The organism is Pseudomonas sp. DTU_2021_1001937_2_SI_NGA_ILE_001, assembly GCF_032463525.1.
Taxonomy (GTDB): domain Bacteria; phylum Pseudomonadota; class Gammaproteobacteria; order Pseudomonadales; family Pseudomonadaceae; genus Aquipseudomonas.
Genome location: NZ_CP135971.1, coordinates 1,365,068 through 1,382,600, shown reverse-complemented (window position 1 = coordinate 1,382,600; position 17,533 = coordinate 1,365,068). Strand labels below are relative to the sequence as shown.

The window sequence follows — 17,533 nt, the reverse complement described above, 5'->3', positions numbered from 1 at the left end:
TTCAGCCCAATAGCCTGGGCCTTGCGTCTTGCGACGTTATGGCCCAGCAAGCCTGCGGGGCAGATCAGTCTTCCGCTGGCAGCGTCCAGAACAGCTGTACGCCACCATCATCTCGCCAGGCCAGGGTCACGTTGTCATTTTCGGCGATTTCTTCCAGCAAGCGCCCCCAGTCTTCGTCCAGATCGCCCGCCTGGCGCAGCAGCAGGGCGGTGCGTGCTTTCTGCGCAGCCGGAGAATTGATGATCTTCTGGATGCGCATGCCGAGACGTTCATACGAGCCGGGCAGGGCGGCGGTCGCTGCGTTCTGTTGTGCCACGTGAGTGCTTCCTGGTTTGCTGTATGTGCATACAGTATTTGAATGGTCTGGCTTTGGCAATCCTGATCCTGGCTCGGTGGCGGGAGCCTGTTGAACCTCATCAGGCTTTTGGCTTCAAAGGTTCCTGTGATCCGTCAATGTTCCAGGAGTGCTCATGAATATCCGTACCCGCACCTTGCTGACGCTCGTCCTTCCAGCCCTCATGCTGGCTGGCTGTTCTACGCCTTCGGTGGTGACGTTGCAGGATGGTACCCAGTACATCAGCAAAGACACGCCGAAAACCCGTACGGCGGACGGTTTCTATGAGTTCACGGACATTTCAGGCAAGCGTGTGCGGCTGCCTGCTGCCGACGTGGCGACCGTCAGGCCTGCCGATTGATCGCCTGAGCGCCAGGCGGTACTGAAGAAAGGCGCTGGGCGGCCGATGACCTCTCCACAGATTCGAGTCGTACAGGAGAGTGAACATGTCGCTGTCAATCGGACTGCCAGCGCCTGTAGTCAATGTCGGGACCGTTGCATCGAGCGGCGGGGCCTCCGCTGTTTCCGGCGAGCAGGAGCGTGAATCACCCTTGCTGACGCCCGTGCAGCAGACATCGGCTTCGGGTGGCAAGAAGGGTTCCGGCCTGGGCAAAGCCGTCGACACGCTGGTCGACCGCCTCGCCGATCTGCATGAGCAACTGCGGCGTCTGCGTCAGGAGCTGAAAGCTGCACTCAGCTCGCCGCAGCCGGATATCGTACGTCTCCCGCGGATCCTCAGCCTGCAACGCCAGATCATGGTGACCAACAGTGATATCCAGCTGGTTTCCGGTCTGTTGGTCAGCACGTTGAGCAGGATGACCCTGCCAGGCGTGCGCGCCACCGCCTGAGAGTAGTTGACAAAATTTGAAACCTTTCCGATAGTGAGCCGATCGCAAACGTTTGCGCCCGTAGAATAATCACAACATCGGAGATGTGTTCATGAAGCTGCCCTTCGCTGGACGCCTGCTGGCTGTCGCGCTGTTCGCCTCTGCCACCACCCTCGCTTCGCTGTCCTCCCTGCCTGCCCAGGCTGCCGACAAACCCAAGGTCGCACTGGTCATGAAATCCCTGGCCAATGAGTTCTTCCTGACCATGGAAGACGGCGCCAAAGCCTACCAGAAAGAACACGCCGCCGATTTTGACCTGATTTCCAACGGCATCAAGGACGAGTCCGACACCGCCAGCCAGATCCGTATCGTCGAGCAGATGATCGTTTCTCGCGTCGATGCGCTGGTCATCGCGCCCGCCGACTCCAAGGCCCTGGTGCCGGTGATCAAGAAAGCCACCGATGCTGGCATCAAGGTCATCAACATCGACAACCAGCTCGACCCTGCGGTCCTCAAGAGCAAGAACCTCGACGTGCCCTTCGTAGGGCCTGACAACCGCAAGGGTGCGCGTCTGGTCGGTGAATACCTGGCCGCGCAGCTGCAGAAGGGTGACGAGGTCGGCATCATCGAAGGCGTTTCCACGACTACCAATGCCCAGCAGCGCACCGCTGGCTTCCAGGATGCCATGCAGGCCGCGGGAATGAAGATCGTTTCCGTGCAGTCTGGCAACTGGGAAATCGACAAGGGCAACGCGGTGGCTTCGGCCATGCTGAACGAGTACCCCAACCTCAAGGCATTGCTGGCCGGCAACGACAGCATGGCCCTGGGTGCGGTGTCCGCCGTACGCGCCGCTGGCAAGGCCGGCAAGGTGAAGATCGTCGGCTACGACAACATCAACGCGATCAAGCCGATGCTCAAGGACGGTCGTGTCCTGGCCACTGCTGACCAGTTTGCCGCCAAGCAGGCGGTGTTCGGCATCGAAGCGGCCCTCAAGTCGCTCAAGGGTGAGCCGCTGGGTGCTGTCGACGGTGTCATCCAGACCCCGGTCGAACTGGTTACCCAGCCCAAGTGAATCCGGAGCATCGCATGTCGGCATCCCCTGAAACCGTGCTGTCCGTGCATGGTGTCGGCAAGACCTACGCCCAGCCGGTGCTGGCGGATGTCGAGCTGAGCCTGCTGCGTGGCGAGGTCCTGGCCCTGACTGGTGAGAATGGCGCGGGCAAGAGCACGCTGTCGAAGATCATCGGTGGTCTGGTGGTGCCTTCCGCCGGGCAGATGACCTACATGGGGCAGGCCTATGCGCCGACCAGTCGCACCGACGCCGAGAAACTCGGCGTGCGTATGGTCATGCAGGAGCTGAACCTGCTGCCGACCCTGACCGTGGCCGAGAACCTGTTTCTCGACAATCTGCCACGGCGGGCCGGCTGGATCGACCGCAAGCGGCTGCGCGCCCAGGCGGTCGAAGCCATGGCGCGGGTCGGCCTCGACAATATCGACCCGGATGCCCTGGTCGGTGAGTTGGGCATCGGTCACCAGCAGATGGTGGAGATCGCCCGCAACCTGATCGGGGATTGCCGGGTGCTGATTCTCGATGAGCCCACCGCCATGCTCACCGCCCGTGAGGTGGAGCTGCTGTTCGAGCAGATCTCCCGGTTGCGGGCGCGGGGCGTGTCGATCATCTACATCTCTCACCGTCTGGAGGAACTGGCTCGCGTGGCCCAGCGTATTGCCGTGCTGCGCGATGGGCGTCTGGTCTGCGTCGAGCCAATGAGCCGCTACAACAGCCAGCAGCTGGTGGCGCTGATGGTCGGTCGTGAGCTGGGCGAACATCTCGATCTGGGGGTGCGGTCGATTGGTGAAGTGGCGCTGGCGGTGAAGGGCCTTGGTCGGCGTGGCAAGGTCGAGGATGTCTCGCTGCAGGTGCGCAGTGGAGAAATTCTGGGCATCTCCGGCCTGGTAGGTTCCGGACGCACCGAGCTGCTGCGCCTGATCTACGGCGCCGATCGTGCCGACAGCGGCCATGTGGAGGTCGGCCAGCCGTTGCGGCGGGCGAACATCCGCTCGCCCAGCGACGCGGTGCAGCATGGCATCGCCTTGATCAGCGAAGATCGCAAGGGCGAGGGCCTGCTGCTGTCGCAGAGCATCAGTGCCAACGTGGCCCTGGGCAACATGCCCGAGATCGCTCGCTTGCAGGTCATCAGTCCGCAACGTGAACGAGCGCTGGCGCAGCGTCAGGTAGACGCGATGCGCATTCGCTGCAGCGATGCAGACCAGGAAGTCGGTCAACTGTCCGGTGGCAACCAGCAGAAGGTGGTGATCGGCCGCTGGCTGGAGCGCAACTGCCCGGTGATGCTCTTCGATGAGCCGACGCGTGGCATCGACATCGGTGCCAAGTTCGACATCTATACGCTGTTCGGCGAACTGGCCCGTCAGGGCAGGGCGCTGGTGGTGGTGTCCAGCGACCTGCGCGAGCTGATGCTGCTCTGTGACCGAATCGCAGTGCTGTCTGACGGTCGCCTGATCGACACCTTCGAGCGTGACAGCTGGACCCAGGATCAACTGCTGGCGGCTGCGTTCGCCGGCTATCAACAACAGGCTGTTCGGCCCGACCAGGCCGCATCCGGGAATGCCCAATGAACGTTTCCACTGACTCCAAGGCCCTGCCGCAGCCCGTCCGGCGCGGTGGCCAGTATTTCGGCCTGGGTACCTACCTCGGGCTCGCCGGCGCCTTGCTGGCTATGATCGTGCTGTTCTCCCTGCTCAGCGATCACTTTCTCTCCTACCAGACCTTCAGCACCCTGGCCAACCAGATTCCCGACCTGATGGTCCTGGCCGTGGGCATGACCCTGGTGCTGATCATCGGCGGGATCGACCTGTCGGTCGGCTCGGTGCTCGCGCTTGCCGCCTCGGCGGTCAGCGTGGCGATTCTCGGCTGGGGCTGGAGCGTGGTGCCGGCCGCCTTGCTGGGCATGGCCTGCGCCACCCTGGCCGGCGCGGTGACCGGGACCATCACCGTGGCCTGGCGCATTCCTTCGTTCATCGTCTCGCTGGGCGTGCTGGAAATGGCTCGTGGCCTGGCCTACCAGATGACCAATTCGCGCACCGCCTACATTGGCGACTCGTTCGCCTGGCTGTCCGACCCTATCGCCTTTGGCATCGCGCCGTCGTTCCTGATCGCCCTGTTGGTGATCTTCTTCGCCCAGGCGGTGCTGACTCGCACGGTGTTCGGTCGCTACCTGATCGGCATTGGTACCAACGAAGAGGCCGTGCGTCTGGCCGGGATCAACCCCAAGCCGTACAAGGTAGCGGTCTTTGCACTGATGGGCCTGCTTGCCGGGGTCGCCGCGCTGTTCCAGATTTCCCGCCTGGAAGCGGCCGATCCGAACGCCGGTGCCGGCCTGGAGCTGCAGGTGATCGCCGCCGTGGTGATTGGCGGCACCAGCCTGATGGGCGGACGTGGTTCGATCATCAGTACCTTCTTCGGCGTGCTGATCATTTCGGTCCTGGCGGCCGGCCTGGCGCAGATCGGCGCCAGCGAGCCGACCAAGCGCATCATCACGGGTGCGGTGATCGTCATCGCCGTGGTGCTGGACACTTATCGCAGCCATCGCGCGCGCAAGCAGGGCTGATATGGCGACCATCAAGGACGTGGCCGCGCTTGCGGGTATTTCGTACACCACGGTTTCCCATGTACTGAACAACACGCGGCCGGTCAGTGACGCGGTGCGGCGCAAGGTCGAGGCGGCGATCGCCCAGCTCGACTATGTGCCCAGCGCCGTGGCCCGCTCGCTCAAGGCCAAGGCCACATCGACCATCGGCCTGCTGATTCCCAATGGCATGAACCCTTATTTCGCCGAGCTGGCGCGGGGTATCGAGGATCATTGCGAGCGCAACGGCTTCTGCGTGATCCTCTGCAACTCCGATGACGACCCGCAGAAGCAGCGCGGTTACCTGCGGGTGCTGCTGGAAAAGCGCGTCGACGGGATGATCGTCTCGTCCGTGGACGGCGATGCCGGAATCGCGGGTGGGCTGGCCGGAGTGCGCACGCCCACGGTGATCGTCGACCGCGAGCTGGATGGCGTCGAAGCCGACCTGGTACGTATCGACCACGAGCAGGGCGCCTGGCTGGCGACCCGCCATTTGCTTGCCTTGGGTCACCAGCGCATCGCCTGCATCGCCGGGCCTTCAGGGACCCTGGTCTCGAAACTGCGTCTGGCCGGCTTCCAGCGGGCCTTGCAAGAAGCGGGTATCGCCCCGCGGGCCGAATGGATGCTGCATTGCGAGTTCACCAGCCCGGCTGGTTATCAGGTGGCCACGGCCTTGCTGGAAGGCGAGCGGCCGACGGCGGTGTTCAGCGGTAACGACATGATCGGCATCGGTGTCCTGCGTGCTGCCGCCGAGCGGGGTATCCAGGTGCCGCGTGAGCTGTCGGTGATCGGTTTCGACGACATCCAGCTCAGCCGCTTCGTCTACCCGGCGCTCACCACCGTGGGCCAGTCGGTCACGCAGCTTGGCGAAGCGGCGGCCGAGCGCTTGCTGCGCCGCATTGCCAACCCCGCGACACCGGTCGAGAAACTGCTGGTTGGTCCCAGCGTTGTAGTCCGTGAATCCACGGCCCCGCCGCCGAAGGGCTGAGGCCGCTGGGTTTTCCAACATTAGACAAGAGGCTCAGGCCGTAGATCATGCAAGCAAAGGTAGTGGTAATAGGCAGCCTGAACATGGACCTGGTGATTCGCGCGCCGCGTCTGCCGCGCCCTGGGGAAACCCTGGTGGGTGAATCCTTCGTGACCGTGCCTGGTGGCAAGGGCGCCAACCAGGCAGTGGCGGTGGCACGCCTGGGCAGTCCGGTAGCGATGATCGGTTGCGTTGGCGACGATGCCTATGGCGAGCAGTTGCGCGCCGGCCTGTTGGACGAGGCCATCGACTGCAGTGGTGTGCAGACAGTCAAGGGCATCAATAGCGGCATCGCATCGATTCTGGTCGACGACCATAGTCAGAACGCCATCGTCATCGTGGCGGGCGCCAACGGCCAGCTTTCGCCGGCTTCGGTGCAAGCGCTGGATGCGCTGCTGCTGGACGCGCAGGTGGTCGTCTGTCAGCTTGAAGTGCCGTTGCCGACCGTCGAGTACAGCCTGCGACGTGCGCGCGAACTGGGCTGCACGGTGATCCTCAACCCGGCCCCGGCCGAGGCGCCCTTGCCAGCGCACTGGTATGCGCTGGTCGACTACCTGATTCCCAACGAGAGTGAAGCCCGGGCGCTGACCGGGGTGGCGGTGGACTCGCCCGGCACGGCACAGATTGCGGCCCGCGCACTGTGCGAGGCAGGCGTGCAGAACGTCATCGTGACCCTGGGCAGTCAGGGCGTGCTGTGGATGGGGCCGGACGGTGTCGAGCATCGGCCGGCCTATGCGGTGCAGGCCGTGGATACCACGGCCGCCGGCGACACCCTGGTGGGCGGCTTCGCTGCGGCGCTGGCGCGTGGCCAGGCGCCTGGTGAAGCGCTGCGTCTGGCTCAGGCGGCTGCGGCGCTGTCGGTGACCCGCCAGGGCGCGCAGCCTTCGATTCCCATGCTTGCCGACGTCGAGAGGTTGATGACGCCATGAAGAAGACCCCTTTGCTCAACATCGCTCTGTCGCGAGTGATCGCCTCTCTGGGGCATGGCGATGTATTGATGATCGTAGATGCCGGCATGCCGATACCGCCGGGTGTCGAGCTGATCGACCTGGCGCTGACGCGTGGGGTGCCGGACTTCGTCGCTGTGCTGGATGTGGTGCTGAGCGAAATGCAGGTTGAAAGCCACGTGCTGGCTCGCGAGATGATCGATTTCAAGCCCCCGGCCTTGCATGCGCTGGAAACCTTGCAGGGTGACGGTCATCTGGGCAGCCAGTCCTGGGTCAGTCACGAGGAATTGAAAATACTAAGCGCGCGGGCCAAGGCCATCGTGCGCACGGGAGAATGCCAGCCTTACAGCAATGTGGCGCTGGTGGCAGGTGTGGTTTTCTAGCGGTTGCATGAAGCGGGCTGGCGTGGGGCATCGTGCCTGGCGTCGGCACGCTTCGGATGAAGTCTGGTTCTGATAAGGGAGTTTCACATGGCAGGGAAATCGTGGTTCGGCAAGCTGATCGGGGGAGTGCTGGTGATGAGTCTATTGGGCGCGGGTAGCGTGCAGGCCGCTGAACGGCGCGACCTGATCATTGATACCGACCCGGGCGCCGACGACGTGGTGGCGCTGCTGCTGGCGCTGGCGTCACCCGAAGAACTCAACGTGCTGGCCATCACCACCGTTGCTGGCAATGTGCGTCTCGACAAGACTTCACGCAATGCTCGCCTGGCTCGCGAATGGGCTGGGCGTGAGGAGGTGCCGGTGTATGCCGGTGCACCGCGGCCGCTGGTGCGCCCGCCAATCTATGCCGAGAACGTGCACGGCCAGGAAGGTCTGCCGGGTGTGCCGGTGCACGAGCCGGCCAAGGGCCTGGCCGAGGGTAACGCGGTCGACTACCTGATTCGTACGCTGAGCAAGGCTGAGCCGCACAGCATCACCATCGCCATGCTCGGGCCGCAGACCAACCTGGCCCTGGCATTGACCCAGGCCCCGGAAATCACCCGTGGCATCAAGGAAGTGGTGGTCATGGGTGGTGCGCACTTCAATGGCGGCAACATCACCCCGGTGGCCGAATTCAACCTGTTCGCCGACCCGCACGCTGCGCAGGTGGTGTTGGCCAGTGGTGTCAAGCTGACCTATATCCCGCTGGACGTCACGTACAAGATTCTCACCAGTGAGCAACGCATCGCTCGTCTGGCGGCCCTGGGCAATCAGGCCGGCAAGCTGGTGAAGGATATTCTCGATGAGTACGTCAAGCTGGACATGGAGCACTACGGGCTGCCGGGCGGGCCGGTGCATGACGCCAGTGTGATGGCCTGGCTGCTCAAGCCTGAGCTGTTTTCCGGCCGCAGCATCAACCTGGCGATCGACAGTCGTGAAGGTCTGGGTTTCGGGCAGACCGTCGCCGACTGGTATGGCACCCTCAAGCAGCCGGAAAACGTTTTCTGGGTCGAGAACGGTGACGCCCAAGGTTTTTTCGACCTGCTGACCGAACGTCTGGCACGCCTGAAGTGAAAGTCGGCGTCAGGCCTCTACGGCTGGCACTGCGTAGCGGCTCAGGACCTGGCTGATGAACGCCTGGGCATTCTCGGTGCCCAGCTCCTTGATCAGCAGGTCGATGGCGATGATCGCCAGCTCTTCTGCGGTGCCGGGGCTGTGGGCGGAGTGCCCCTCGGACCAGCGCGCCTTGATGTCCGATTCGATGGAGACGATTGCCATATATGGTGTCCTGTGCTGTGCGTCATCGGGCGTGAATCGCGGTTGGCGTGCAATTCAGCCTGCCCATGTGGGCGGTTTGCCCGGTACGCCTGGCGTCCGGTGCTTTTTCATAGTGGGCAGTAAACCACTGCCGGGGCTGTTTGGCACTTCGACTTAGGCATCGGTCAATGCTGGCGATAAACCTTTTGTCACCATTTAGCGGCCCTCCCGGCCTGTTCGCTGAGGCAGACTCCCGCTCCGCAGGCGTCAATCTGCAACCAATGCGCGTGCGCGCGGTCGCAGAAGGTCTGATCCTGTTCATCGGTAAAGGAGGCTGTAATGCCCTGGAAAATCGCAACATTTGGTTTCATCGCAGTGACATCCCTGCTGGCAGGCTGCAGCACGACCTCGGACTCATCGGCTGATACTTCGCGCTCCGCCTCGGCTGCCACTTCTGCGGCAGGCGATGGCCGTTGCGATGCCAGTGGTGCACAGGCCGCAGTCGGCAGGCAGGCATCCATTGACCTGCTCAACCAGGTACGTAGCCAGTCAGGCGCCCAGGACGCGCGGATTCTCGGGCCCAATGACATGGTGACCCTCGAGTACCGGTCCGACCGCGTGAACGTCAATACCGACGCCACCGGCAAGGTGATTCGCGTCAACTGCGGTTGATGGTTGCTGCGTCAGGCGCACCAATAAAAAACCCCGTGGTTGAGCCACGGGGTTTTTCATGCCTGAGCAGAGTCAGACAGGGGTGACTTCTTCTGCCTGCATGCCCTTCTGGCCGCGTGCGGCAACGAACGATACGGTCTGTCCTTCCTTCAGGCTCTTGAAGCCTTCTGCCTTGATCGCTTTGAAGTGTACGAACAGATCGTCACCGCCACCTTGAGGGGTGATGAAGCCGTAGCCCTTCTCATCGTTGAACCACTTGACAGTGCCGGTTTGGCGATTGGACATGGTGAATCTCCAGGAACATGAATTTCGATAACGTGCTGCTCAGGCCAACTGGGCACACGAACCCATGATAGTCCAAACGCGTGAAAAGGAAGTGATTTCGTTCGTCACCTCCGCTACCCCCCGAATGACCGGGGATAGAGGAGGGGGGGGAGGCGAATCAGCGCTTCTTGGCGACGCAGTTCTGTGCCACGAGCTGGCGCAGCTTTTCGGTCAATGCCGGGTCTGGGGCCACTGACGCGTTGTTCAGGGCAGCAATCTCCTTGTCGGTGAAGTTGCCGTCCACTTGCTGGGCGCCGCAATCGCAGTGGGCCTTGGCCGCTTTTTCATCCAGCTTCTGCTCTTTGGCAGCAGCCACGCACTGCTGGGTGAAGGTGGTGCGGGTTGCGTTGTCCATGGCAGCCTGAGCACCGAACGGGGCGGTCAAGGCGATACAGGCAAGGAAGGCGGACCGGCTTGGAAACTTCATGGTGTTCTCCTTGAACGAGGCATTTCTAACGGTTGGGAGTAGTTTCAGACGGCCTGCTTGCGTGACGGTTCAGCCTGGCGGGCAAAAAACGCTCTATTTTCAATTGCCTCGCGTGTGTGCAGCGTTGGCTGTGCTAGGATGCACGTCCTGTTGCGGCCGGTGCCCTGAAAGGCACGGCGCAGACGGATGCTGTTCACCATCCAGTTATCGGGTTCGGTCCAGGTTGGCCAGAAGGCTCCTGCCACTGTGAGGCAGGCTCACCACCGAATCGCTACTGGCTCATCCCAACCCACGTGACCTTTGGTAGGGGTCACCACTAGGAGAGGAGGCGCCATGCCCATCATCACTCTTCCCGACGGCAGTCAACGCTCTTTCGATAATCCGGTGTCGGTTGCCGACGTCGCGGCTTCCATCGGCGCCGGTCTGGCCAAGGCCACCGTGGCCGGCAAGGTCGACGGCAAGCTGGTCGACGCCTGCGACCTGATCAGCCACGACGCCAGCCTGCAGATCATCACCCCCAAGGATCAGGAAGGCCTGGAGATCATCCGCCATTCCTGCGCGCACCTGGTCGGTCATGCGGTCAAGCAACTGTACCCGACTGCCAAGATGGTGATCGGTCCGGTCATCGACGAAGGTTTCTACTACGACATCGCCTACGAGCGTCCTTTCACCCCGGATGACCTGGCCGCGATCGAGCAGCGCATGCAGCAGCTGATCGACAAGGACTATGACGTCATCAAGAAGGTGACGCCGCGCGCCGAAGTCATCGAAGTGTTCTCGGCTCGCCAGGAAGACTACAAGCTGCGTCTGGTCGAAGACATGCCGGACGAGCAGGCCATGGGTCTGTACTACCACGAAGAATACGTCGACATGTGCCGTGGCCCGCACGTGCCGAACACTCGTTTCCTCAAGGCATTCAAGCTGACCAAGCTGTCCGGCGCCTACTGGCGCGGCGATGCCAAGAACGAGCAGCTGCAGCGTGTCTACGGCACCGCCTGGGCTGACAAGAAGCAACTGGCCGCCTACATCCAGCGTATCGAGGAAGCCGAGAAGCGCGACCATCGCAAGATCGGCAAGCGCCTGGGCCTGTTCCACACCCAGGAAGAAGCTCCGGGCATGGTGTTCTGGCATCCGCAGGGCTGGACCCTGTATCAGGCCCTCGAGCAGTACATGCGCAAGGTGCAGCGTGACCACGGCTACCTGGAGATCAAGACTCCGCAGGTCGTCGATCGCTCGCTCTGGGAGAAATCCGGGCACTGGGCCAACTACGCCGACAACATGTTCACCACCGAGTCGGAAAGCCGCGACTACGCCATCAAGCCGATGAACTGCCCATGCCACGTGCAGGTGTTCAATCAGGGCCTGAAGAGCTACCGCGAGCTGCCGATGCGCCTGGCCGAGTTCGGTGCCTGCCACCGTAACGAGCCGTCCGGCGCCCTGCACGGCATCATGCGTGTGCGTGGTTTCACTCAGGACGATGCGCACATCTTCTGCACCGAAGAGCAGATGCAGTCCGAGTCGGCCGACTTCATCAAGCTGACCCTCGACGTATATGCCGACTTCGGCTTCAAGGACATCGAACTCAAGCTGTCCACTCGTCCGGAAAAACGCGTGGGTTCCGACGAACTGTGGGATCGCGCCGAAGGTGCGCTGGCCGCAGCGCTGGACAGCGCCGGCCTGCCGTACCAGCTGCAGCCGGGCGAGGGCGCTTTCTACGGTCCGAAGATCGAGTTCTCGCTGAAGGACTGCCTGGGCCGTGTCTGGCAGTGCGGGACCCTGCAGCTGGACTTCAACCTGCCCGTGCGTCTGGGCGCCGAGTACGTCTCCGAAGACAACGGCCGCAAGCATCCGGTGATGCTGCACCGCGCGATCCTCGGCTCGTTCGAGCGCTTCATCGGCATCCTGATCGAGCACTACGAAGGGTCGTTCCCGGCCTGGCTGGCGCCGACCCAGGCGGTGATCATGAACATCACCGACAAGCAGGCCGATTTTGCCCAGCAGGTGGAAAAAACCCTGCTCGAAAGCGGATTCCGTGCCAAGTCCGACTTGAGAAATGAGAAAATCGGCTTTAAAATCCGCGAGCATACTTTGCTCAAGGTTCCCTATCTCCTCGTCATCGGAGATCGGGAAGTCGAAACGCAAACTGTCGCTGTGCGCACCCGCGAAGGCGCCGACCTAGGTTCGATGCCGGTCGCCCAATTCGCTGAATTCCTTGCGCAAGCGGTTTCCCGGCGTGGTCGCCAAGATTCGGAGTAATTATTATTAAGCGTGATATGAGACAGGATAAACGAACTGCACCAAAGGCCCCGATCAATGAGAATATCTCGGCGCGCGAGGTTCGGTTAATTGGCGCTGATGGCGAGCAGATTGGCATCGTCTCTATTGATGAAGCGCTTCGTATCGCCGATGAGGCGAAACTGGACCTGGTAGAAATTTCTGCTGACGCTGTGCCACCGGTTTGCCGGATCATGGATTACGGCAAATCGCTCTTCGAAAAGAAGAAGCAGATTGCTGCGGCGAAGAAGAACCAGAAGCAGATCCAGGTTAAAGAAATCAAGTTTCGTCCAGGGACGGAGGAAGGGGATTACCAGGTAAAACTACGCAACCTGGTACGTTTCCTTAGTGACGGGGACAGGGCCAAGGTTTCCTTGCGATTCCGCGGCCGTGAGATGGCTCACCAGGAGCTGGGTATGGAACTGTTGAAGCGGGTCGAAGCCGACCTTGCCGAATACGGTGCCGTCGAACAGCATCCGAAGATGGAAGGACGCCAGCTTATCATGGTCATCGCCCCGAAAAAGAAGAAGTAACCACCAGGGCACGGCAGGCCTTGCGGTTATGTTTATCAATTGAATGCGGAGTATCCGAACATGCCAAAGATGAAAACCAAAAGCGGTGCAGCCAAGCGGTTTCTGAAAACCGCCAACGGCATCAAGCACAAACACGCTTTCAAGAGCCACATCCTGACCAAAATGTCGACCAAGCGTAAGCGTCAACTGCGCGGTGCCAGCCTGCTGCACCCGTCTGACGTCCAGAAAGTCGAGCGCATGCTGCGCCTGCGTTAATTTTGATCAAGATTAAGAGGAAGTAACTCATGGCTCGTGTAAAGCGTGGCGTCATTGCCCGTAAGCGTCACAAAAAGATTCTGAAACTTGCTAAAGGCTACTACGGTGCGCGTTCGCGCGTATTCCGCGTCGCCAAGCAAGCGGTTATCAAGGCAGGCCAATACGCCTACCGCGACCGCCGTCAGAAGAAGCGTCAGTTCCGCGCTCTGTGGATCGCCCGTATCAACGCTGGTGCTCGTAACAACGGTCTGTCCTACAGCCGTCTGATCGCCGGTCTGAAAAAGGCCTCCATCGAGATCGACCGCAAGGTGCTGGCTGATCTGGCAGTGAACGAAAAAGCGGCGTTTGCTGCGATTGTCGAGAAAGCTAAAGCCTCCTTGGCCTAAGTCCCCGACAGTCACCAGCCCTGGATTCCAGGGCCGGTATTGAACGTCATAAATAGGGGAAGAGCCTGAGCTCTTCCCCTATTTCGTATCTGGAGTCTGTACATGGAAAACCTGGACGCGCTGGTCTCCCAAGCTCTTGAAGCTGTGCAAAGCGCCGAAGACATCAATGCCCTGGAGCAAATCCGGGTTCACTACCTCGGCAAGAAAGGCGAGCTGACTCAGGTGATGAAGACCCTGGGCAACCTGCCTGCAGAAGAGCGCCCCAAGGTCGGCGCCCTGATCAACGATGCCAAGGAACGTGTCACAGAGGTTCTCAATGCCCGCAAGGCGTCGTTCGAGGAAGCGGAACTGTCTGCCAAGCTCGCTGCCGAATGCATTGACGTGACCCTGCCGGGCCGCGGCCAGACCACTGGTGGTCTGCATCCGATCACCCGCACTCTGGAACGTATCGAGCAGTTCTTTACCCACATTGGCTACGGCATCGCCGAAGGCCCGGAAGTCGAAGACGACTACCACAATTTCGAGGCGCTCAACATCCCTGGTCATCACCCGGCCCGGTCGATGCATGACACCTTCTATTTCGACGCCAGCATGCTGCTGCGCACCCACACCTCGCCGGTGCAGGTGCGGACCATGGAGTCGCAGCGTCCGCCCATCCGTATTGTCTGCCCGGGCCGTGTGTACCGCAGCGACTCGGATATTACCCACTCGCCGATGTTCCACCAGATCGAAGGCCTGCTGGTTGACCGCGACATCAATTTCGCCGACCTGAAAGGCACCATCGAGGAATTCCTGCGGGTGTTCTTCGAGAAAGAGCTGGCGGTGCGTTTCCGTCCGTCCTACTTCCCGTTCACCGAGCCGTCCGCTGAAGTCGACATGGAATGCGTGATGTGCAGCGGCAAGGGCTGCCGCGTGTGCAAGCAGACCGGCTGGCTGGAAGTGATGGGCTGCGGCATGGTGCACCCGAACGTGCTGCGCATGTCCGGTATCGACCCCGAAGAGTTCCAGGGCTTTGCCTTTGGCATGGGGGTCGAGCGCCTGGCCATGCTGCGTTACGGCGTCAACGATCTGCGCCTGTTCTTCGACAACGATCTGCGCTTCCTCGCGCAATTTCGCTAGTCGTCAACGAATCATTAGGAGAGCAGGATGAAATTCAGTGAACAATGGCTGCGTGGCTGGGTAAGCCCGCAGGTCTCCCGTGACGAGCTGGTGGCCCGTCTGTCGATGGCCGGTCTGGAAGTCGACAGCGTGGCGCTGGTCGCGGGTGTTTTCTCGGGTGTCGTGGTCGGTGAGGTGTTGAGCACCGAACAGCACCCCGATGCCGACAAGCTGCGCGTCTGCCAGGTGAGCAGCGGCAGCGAGACTTTTCAGGTGGTGTGTGGCGCGCCCAACGTGCGCCCCGGCCTGAAGATCCCTTTCGCCATGATCGGCGCTCAACTGCCGGGCGATTTCAAGATCAAGAAGGCCAAGCTGCGCGGCGTAGAGTCCAACGGCATGCTGTGCTCGGCGGCCGAGCTGGAGCTGGGCGAGGGTAACGACGGCCTGCTGGAACTGGCTGCCGACGCTCCGGTAGGTGAAGACCTGCGCGTCTACCTGCAGCTGGACGATGCCAGCATTGAAGTCGACCTGACCCCCAACCGCGGCGACTGCCTCTCGGTGGCCGGCCTGGCCCGTGAAGTCGGTGCGCTGTACAACGTACCGGTCACTCGTGTGCAGGTGCCCGCGGTTGTCGTCAGCCACGATGAGGTCCGTCCGGTCGAAGTGCTGGCTCCCAATGCCTGCCCCCGCTACCTGGGCCGAGTGATCCGCAACGTCGACCTGTCGCGTCCGACCCCGTTGTGGATGGTCGAGCGTCTGCGTCGTTCGGATATTCGCAGCATCGATGCGGCTGTAGACATCACCAACTACGTGATGCTCGAGCTGGGTCAGCCGCTGCATGCCTTCGATCTGGCCGAAATCAATGGCGGCATCCGTGTGCGCATGGCCGAGGAGGGCGAGAAGCTGGTCCTGCTCGATGGCCAGGAAGTCACCCTGCGGACCGATACCCTGGTCATCGCCGATCACCAGCGCGCCCTGGCCATTGCTGGCGTCATGGGCGGTGAGCACAGTGGCGTGACCGCCAAGACCCAGGACATCTTCCTGGAAAGCGCTTTCTTCGACACCATCGCTGTGGCTGGCAAGGCCCGATCCTACGGTCTGCACACCGATGCCTCGCACCGTTACGAGCGCGGTGTCGACTCGCAACTGGCTCGTGAAGCCATGGAGCGCGCCACCGGCCTGCTGCTGGAAATCACCGGCGGTGAGGCGGGGCCTATCGTTGAAGTGGCCAGCGAGCAGCACTTGCCTGCGGTCGCGCCCATCACATTGCGCGCTGCACGTATCGAGCAGATGCTGGGCCTGGCGATCGAGTCCTCCGAGGTCGAGCGCCTGCTCGGCGGCCTGGGGCTGACGCCAAGCCGTGAAGCTGAAGGCCAATGGCGCGTCGAAGTGCCAAGCCATCGCTTCGATATCAGCCTGGAAATCGACCTGATCGAAGAACTGGCTCGCCTGTATGGCTACAACCGCTTGCCGGTCCGCTACCCGCAAGCGCGCCTGGCGCCACAGGCCAAGGCCGAAGCGCGTGGGGACCTGCCTGAGCTGCGCCGCCTGCTGGTAGCACGTGGCTTCCAGGAAGCGATCACCTACAGCTTCATCGATCCAAAATGGTTCGAGCTGTTCAGTCCGGGCGTCAAGCCACTGCTGCTGGCCAACCCGATCTCCAACGATATGGCGGCCATGCGTTCGTCGCTGTGGCCAGGTCTGGTCAAGGCACTGCAGCACAACCTGAACCGTCAGCAGGATCGCGTGCGTCTGTTCGAGAGTGGCCTGCGTTTCGTTGGTCAGCTCGATGGCCTCAAGCAGGAGCCGATGCTCGCTGGCGTGGTGTGCGGCAGCCGCCTGCCGGAAGGCTGGGCACAAGGTCGCGACGCGGTGGACTTTTTCGACGTCAAGGCTGATGTGGAAGCGGTACTGGGCTTCGCCGGTGCATTGGAGGTCTTCACCTTCAAGGCAGGCAGGCATCCGGCCCTGCATCCTGGCCAGACCGCGGTGATCGAGCGTGATGGTCGCGAAGTGGGTTACCTCGGCGCCCTGCATCCCGAACTGGCCAAGACCCTCGGCCTCGACCGCCCGGTGTTCGTCTTCGAGCTGGTCCTGGCTGAAGTGGCCGAAGGCCGTCTGCCGAAGTTCAGCGAACTCTCGCGCTTCCCTGAAGTGCGCCGCGACCTGGCCCTGCTGGCCGATCGTGATGTTCCTGCCAGCGACGTGCTGAACGTGATTCGTGAAAATGCCGGCGAGTGGCTCACTGATCTTCGGCTGTTCGATGTCTACCAAGGTAAAGGCATTGATCCACATAGAAAAAGCCTTGCCGTCGGCTTGACCTGGCAGCATCCATCGCGCACTCTTAATGACGATGAGGTCAACGCAACGACGCTTGCAATCCTCACCTCGCTCGAGGAGAGGTTAAACACCACGTTAAGGAAGTGACGTATGGGGGCTCTGACGAAAGCTGAGATGGCCGAACGTCTCTATGAAGAGCTAGGCCTGAACAAACGCGAAGCCAAGGAATTGGTGGAGCTGTTTTTCGAGGAAATCAGGCACGCTCTGGAAGACAACGAGCAAGTCAAACTGTCCGGTTTCGGCAATTTTGACTTGCGCGACAAGCGCCAGAGACCGGGCCGCAACCCGAAAACCGGGGAAGAAATCCCGATTACGGCTCGCCGTGTAGTCACCTTTCGTCCAGGGCAGAAACTGAAAGCCCGAGTTGAAGCTTATGCTGGAACCAAGCCATAACGATGAGCTGCCGCCCATTCCGGGCAAGCGCTACTTCACCATTGGTGAAGTCAGCGAGCTTTGTGCGGTAAAACCGCACGTTCTGCGCTATTGGGAACAGGAGTTTCCTCAGCTCAACCCCGTCAAGCGGCGTGGCAATCGCCGGTATTATCAGCGCCAGGACGTGCTGATGATCCGGCAGATTCGTGGTCTGCTATACGATCAGGGCTTCACCATTGGGGGGGCGCGCCTGCGCCTCACCAGCGGCGAACCCAAGGACGATACCCAGGAATACAAGCAGATGATCCGGCAGATGATTGCCGAGCTGGAAGACGTGCTGGTCTTGCTCAAGTCCTGAGCAGGAAAATCACAAAATGCTTCCATAATTCAA

22 protein-coding genes are annotated in these 17,533 nt (G+C 61.6%); 18 read left to right on the top strand and 4 right to left on the bottom strand.

The window, feature by feature from the left end; all coding sequences use genetic code 11:
* Nucleotides 1-64: 64 nt before the first annotated feature.
* Nucleotides 65-316, bottom strand: coding sequence for a DUF1654 domain-containing protein (locus RRX38_RS05545; RefSeq protein ID WP_315961853.1), 252 nt, complete (start codon nucleotides 314-316; stop codon nucleotides 65-67).
* A gap of 154 nt (nucleotides 317-470) precedes the next feature.
* Here RRX38_RS05545 and RRX38_RS05540 point away from each other — a divergent pair, with 154 nt between their 5' ends.
* The 9 genes from RRX38_RS05540 (at nucleotide 471) to RRX38_RS05500 (ending at nucleotide 8,278) form a co-directional block, all read left to right on the top strand.
* The gene (locus RRX38_RS05540; RefSeq protein ID WP_315961852.1) at nucleotides 471-695 is read left to right on the top strand and encodes a YgdI/YgdR family lipoprotein; all 225 of its coding nucleotides are present in this window, start codon (nucleotides 471-473) and stop codon (nucleotides 693-695) included.
* An 85-nt stretch (nucleotides 696-780) separates the two neighbouring features.
* The gene (locus RRX38_RS05535; RefSeq protein ID WP_315961851.1) at nucleotides 781-1,182 is read left to right on the top strand and encodes a hypothetical protein; all 402 of its coding nucleotides are present in this window, start codon (nucleotides 781-783) and stop codon (nucleotides 1,180-1,182) included.
* A gap of 91 nt (nucleotides 1,183-1,273) precedes the next feature.
* Nucleotides 1,274-2,233 (top strand): sugar ABC transporter substrate-binding protein, encoded by a 960-nt coding sequence (locus tag RRX38_RS05530; protein ID WP_295479307.1) that lies wholly within the window; start codon nucleotides 1,274-1,276, stop codon nucleotides 2,231-2,233.
* 14 nt (nucleotides 2,234-2,247) lie between these two features.
* Nucleotides 2,248-3,798, top strand: a complete 1,551-nt coding sequence (locus RRX38_RS05525) for a sugar ABC transporter ATP-binding protein (protein ID WP_315961850.1) — start codon at nucleotides 2,248-2,250, stop codon at nucleotides 3,796-3,798.
* Nucleotides 3,795-4,790, top strand: coding sequence for an ABC transporter permease (locus RRX38_RS05520; RefSeq protein WP_295479315.1), 996 nt, complete (start codon nucleotides 3,795-3,797; stop codon nucleotides 4,788-4,790). The genes RRX38_RS05525 and RRX38_RS05520 overlap by 4 nt, the downstream gene beginning before the upstream one ends.
* Before the next feature lies 1 nt (nucleotide 4,791).
* Nucleotides 4,792-5,796 carry a LacI family DNA-binding transcriptional regulator gene (locus RRX38_RS05515; protein WP_315961849.1) on the top strand — a complete coding sequence of 335 codons (1,005 nt, stop codon included), beginning with the start codon at nucleotides 4,792-4,794 and terminating at the stop codon, nucleotides 5,794-5,796.
* 47 nt (nucleotides 5,797-5,843) lie between these two features.
* The gene (rbsK, locus tag RRX38_RS05510; protein ID WP_315961848.1) at nucleotides 5,844-6,764 is read left to right on the top strand and encodes a ribokinase; all 921 of its coding nucleotides are present in this window, start codon (nucleotides 5,844-5,846) and stop codon (nucleotides 6,762-6,764) included.
* Entirely contained in the window at nucleotides 6,761-7,165 is a 405-nt protein-coding gene (gene rbsD, locus RRX38_RS05505) for a D-ribose pyranase (protein WP_315961847.1), read from the top strand. Before rbsK ends, rbsD begins: the two co-directional genes overlap by 4 nt.
* Nucleotides 7,166-7,252: 87 nt before the next feature.
* Entirely contained in the window at nucleotides 7,253-8,278 is a 1,026-nt protein-coding gene (locus tag RRX38_RS05500; RefSeq protein ID WP_315961846.1) for a nucleoside hydrolase, read from the top strand.
* 9 nt (nucleotides 8,279-8,287) lie between these two features.
* Here the strand turns inward: RRX38_RS05500 and RRX38_RS05495 are convergent, their stop codons facing one another.
* Nucleotides 8,288-8,482, bottom strand: coding sequence for a hypothetical protein (locus RRX38_RS05495; RefSeq protein WP_295479333.1), 195 nt, complete (start codon nucleotides 8,480-8,482; stop codon nucleotides 8,288-8,290).
* A gap of 318 nt (nucleotides 8,483-8,800) precedes the next feature.
* On the opposite strand from RRX38_RS05495, the gene RRX38_RS05490 reads away from it, so the two are divergent.
* Nucleotides 8,801-9,133: an I78 family peptidase inhibitor gene (locus RRX38_RS05490; RefSeq protein WP_315961845.1), complete on the top strand. Its 333-nt coding sequence runs from the start codon at nucleotides 8,801-8,803 to the stop codon at nucleotides 9,131-9,133.
* A 72-nt stretch (nucleotides 9,134-9,205) separates the two neighbouring features.
* Here RRX38_RS05490 and RRX38_RS05485 read toward each other — a convergent pair whose 3' ends face one another.
* Nucleotides 9,206-9,418 (bottom strand): cold-shock protein, encoded by a 213-nt coding sequence (locus RRX38_RS05485; protein ID WP_295479339.1) that lies wholly within the window; start codon nucleotides 9,416-9,418, stop codon nucleotides 9,206-9,208.
* A gap of 157 nt (nucleotides 9,419-9,575) precedes the next feature.
* The gene (locus RRX38_RS05480; RefSeq protein WP_295479343.1) at nucleotides 9,576-9,884 is read right to left on the bottom strand and encodes a hypothetical protein; all 309 of its coding nucleotides are present in this window, start codon (nucleotides 9,882-9,884) and stop codon (nucleotides 9,576-9,578) included.
* Nucleotides 9,885-10,217: 333 nt separating this feature from the next.
* Between RRX38_RS05480 and thrS the strand changes: the two genes are divergently transcribed.
* The 8 genes from thrS to RRX38_RS05440 all read left to right on the top strand — a co-directional run bounded on the left by thrS (nucleotide 10,218) and on the right by RRX38_RS05440 (nucleotide 17,500).
* Entirely contained in the window at nucleotides 10,218-12,140 is a 1,923-nt protein-coding gene (thrS, locus tag RRX38_RS05475; protein WP_295479346.1) for a threonine--tRNA ligase, read from the top strand.
* Nucleotides 12,140-12,691 (top strand): translation initiation factor IF-3, encoded by a 552-nt coding sequence (gene infC / locus RRX38_RS05470; RefSeq protein ID WP_295479458.1) that lies wholly within the window; start codon nucleotides 12,140-12,142, stop codon nucleotides 12,689-12,691. Before thrS ends, infC begins: the two co-directional genes overlap by 1 nt.
* Nucleotides 12,692-12,751: 60 nt before the next feature.
* Nucleotides 12,752-12,946, top strand: coding sequence for a 50S ribosomal protein L35 (rpmI, locus tag RRX38_RS05465; RefSeq protein ID WP_045490380.1), 195 nt, complete (start codon nucleotides 12,752-12,754; stop codon nucleotides 12,944-12,946).
* 29 nt (nucleotides 12,947-12,975) lie between these two features.
* Entirely contained in the window at nucleotides 12,976-13,332 is a 357-nt protein-coding gene (gene rplT, locus RRX38_RS05460; RefSeq protein WP_295479351.1) for a 50S ribosomal protein L20, read from the top strand.
* Between the two features lie 102 nt (nucleotides 13,333-13,434).
* Nucleotides 13,435-14,451 carry a phenylalanine--tRNA ligase subunit alpha gene (pheS, locus tag RRX38_RS05455; protein WP_295479354.1) on the top strand — a complete coding sequence of 339 codons (1,017 nt, stop codon included), beginning with the start codon at nucleotides 13,435-13,437 and terminating at the stop codon, nucleotides 14,449-14,451.
* Between the two features lie 27 nt (nucleotides 14,452-14,478).
* Nucleotides 14,479-16,857, top strand: a complete 2,379-nt coding sequence (gene pheT / locus RRX38_RS05450) for a phenylalanine--tRNA ligase subunit beta (RefSeq protein ID WP_315961844.1) — start codon at nucleotides 14,479-14,481, stop codon at nucleotides 16,855-16,857.
* 3 nt (nucleotides 16,858-16,860) lie between these two features.
* Nucleotides 16,861-17,163, top strand: coding sequence for an integration host factor subunit alpha (gene ihfA / locus RRX38_RS05445; protein WP_009394049.1), 303 nt, complete (start codon nucleotides 16,861-16,863; stop codon nucleotides 17,161-17,163).
* Nucleotides 17,144-17,500: a MerR family transcriptional regulator gene (locus RRX38_RS05440; RefSeq protein ID WP_295479365.1), complete on the top strand. Its 357-nt coding sequence runs from the start codon at nucleotides 17,144-17,146 to the stop codon at nucleotides 17,498-17,500. Before ihfA ends, RRX38_RS05440 begins: the two co-directional genes overlap by 20 nt.
* Nucleotides 17,501-17,533: the final 33 nt, after the last annotated feature.

Bases quoted from the DNA above. Each gene is read 5' to 3' on its own strand.
- RRX38_RS05530 (WP_295479307.1), top strand. From the start codon at position 1,274: ATGAAGCTGCCCTTCGCTGGACGCCTGCTGGCTGTCGCGCTGTTCGCC.
- RRX38_RS05525 (WP_315961850.1), top strand. From the start codon at position 2,248: ATGTCGGCATCCCCTGAAACCGTGCTGTCCGTGCATGGTGTCGGCAAG.
- RRX38_RS05485 (WP_295479339.1), bottom strand. From the start codon at position 9,418: ATGTCCAATCGCCAAACCGGCACTGTCAAGTGGTTCAACGATGAGAAG.
- RRX38_RS05540 (WP_315961852.1), top strand. From the start codon at position 471: ATGAATATCCGTACCCGCACCTTGCTGACGCTCGTCCTTCCAGCCCTC.
- pheT (WP_315961844.1), top strand. From the start codon at position 14,479: ATGAAATTCAGTGAACAATGGCTGCGTGGCTGGGTAAGCCCGCAGGTC.
- ihfA (WP_009394049.1), top strand. From the start codon at position 16,861: ATGGGGGCTCTGACGAAAGCTGAGATGGCCGAACGTCTCTATGAAGAG.
- RRX38_RS05515 (WP_315961849.1), top strand. From the start codon at position 4,792: ATGGCGACCATCAAGGACGTGGCCGCGCTTGCGGGTATTTCGTACACC.
- rpmI (WP_045490380.1), top strand. From the start codon at position 12,752: ATGCCAAAGATGAAAACCAAAAGCGGTGCAGCCAAGCGGTTTCTGAAA.
- pheS (WP_295479354.1), top strand. From the start codon at position 13,435: ATGGAAAACCTGGACGCGCTGGTCTCCCAAGCTCTTGAAGCTGTGCAA.
- rbsK (WP_315961848.1), top strand. From the start codon at position 5,844: ATGCAAGCAAAGGTAGTGGTAATAGGCAGCCTGAACATGGACCTGGTG.
- rplT (WP_295479351.1), top strand. From the start codon at position 12,976: ATGGCTCGTGTAAAGCGTGGCGTCATTGCCCGTAAGCGTCACAAAAAG.
- RRX38_RS05535 (WP_315961851.1), top strand. From the start codon at position 781: ATGTCGCTGTCAATCGGACTGCCAGCGCCTGTAGTCAATGTCGGGACC.
- RRX38_RS05520 (WP_295479315.1), top strand. From the start codon at position 3,795: ATGAACGTTTCCACTGACTCCAAGGCCCTGCCGCAGCCCGTCCGGCGC.
- rbsD (WP_315961847.1), top strand. From the start codon at position 6,761: ATGAAGAAGACCCCTTTGCTCAACATCGCTCTGTCGCGAGTGATCGCC.
- RRX38_RS05480 (WP_295479343.1), bottom strand. From the start codon at position 9,884: ATGAAGTTTCCAAGCCGGTCCGCCTTCCTTGCCTGTATCGCCTTGACC.
- thrS (WP_295479346.1), top strand. From the start codon at position 10,218: ATGCCCATCATCACTCTTCCCGACGGCAGTCAACGCTCTTTCGATAAT.
- RRX38_RS05490 (WP_315961845.1), top strand. From the start codon at position 8,801: ATGCCCTGGAAAATCGCAACATTTGGTTTCATCGCAGTGACATCCCTG.
- RRX38_RS05495 (WP_295479333.1), bottom strand. From the start codon at position 8,482: ATGGCAATCGTCTCCATCGAATCGGACATCAAGGCGCGCTGGTCCGAG.
- RRX38_RS05440 (WP_295479365.1), top strand. From the start codon at position 17,144: ATGCTGGAACCAAGCCATAACGATGAGCTGCCGCCCATTCCGGGCAAG.
- RRX38_RS05500 (WP_315961846.1), top strand. From the start codon at position 7,253: ATGGCAGGGAAATCGTGGTTCGGCAAGCTGATCGGGGGAGTGCTGGTG.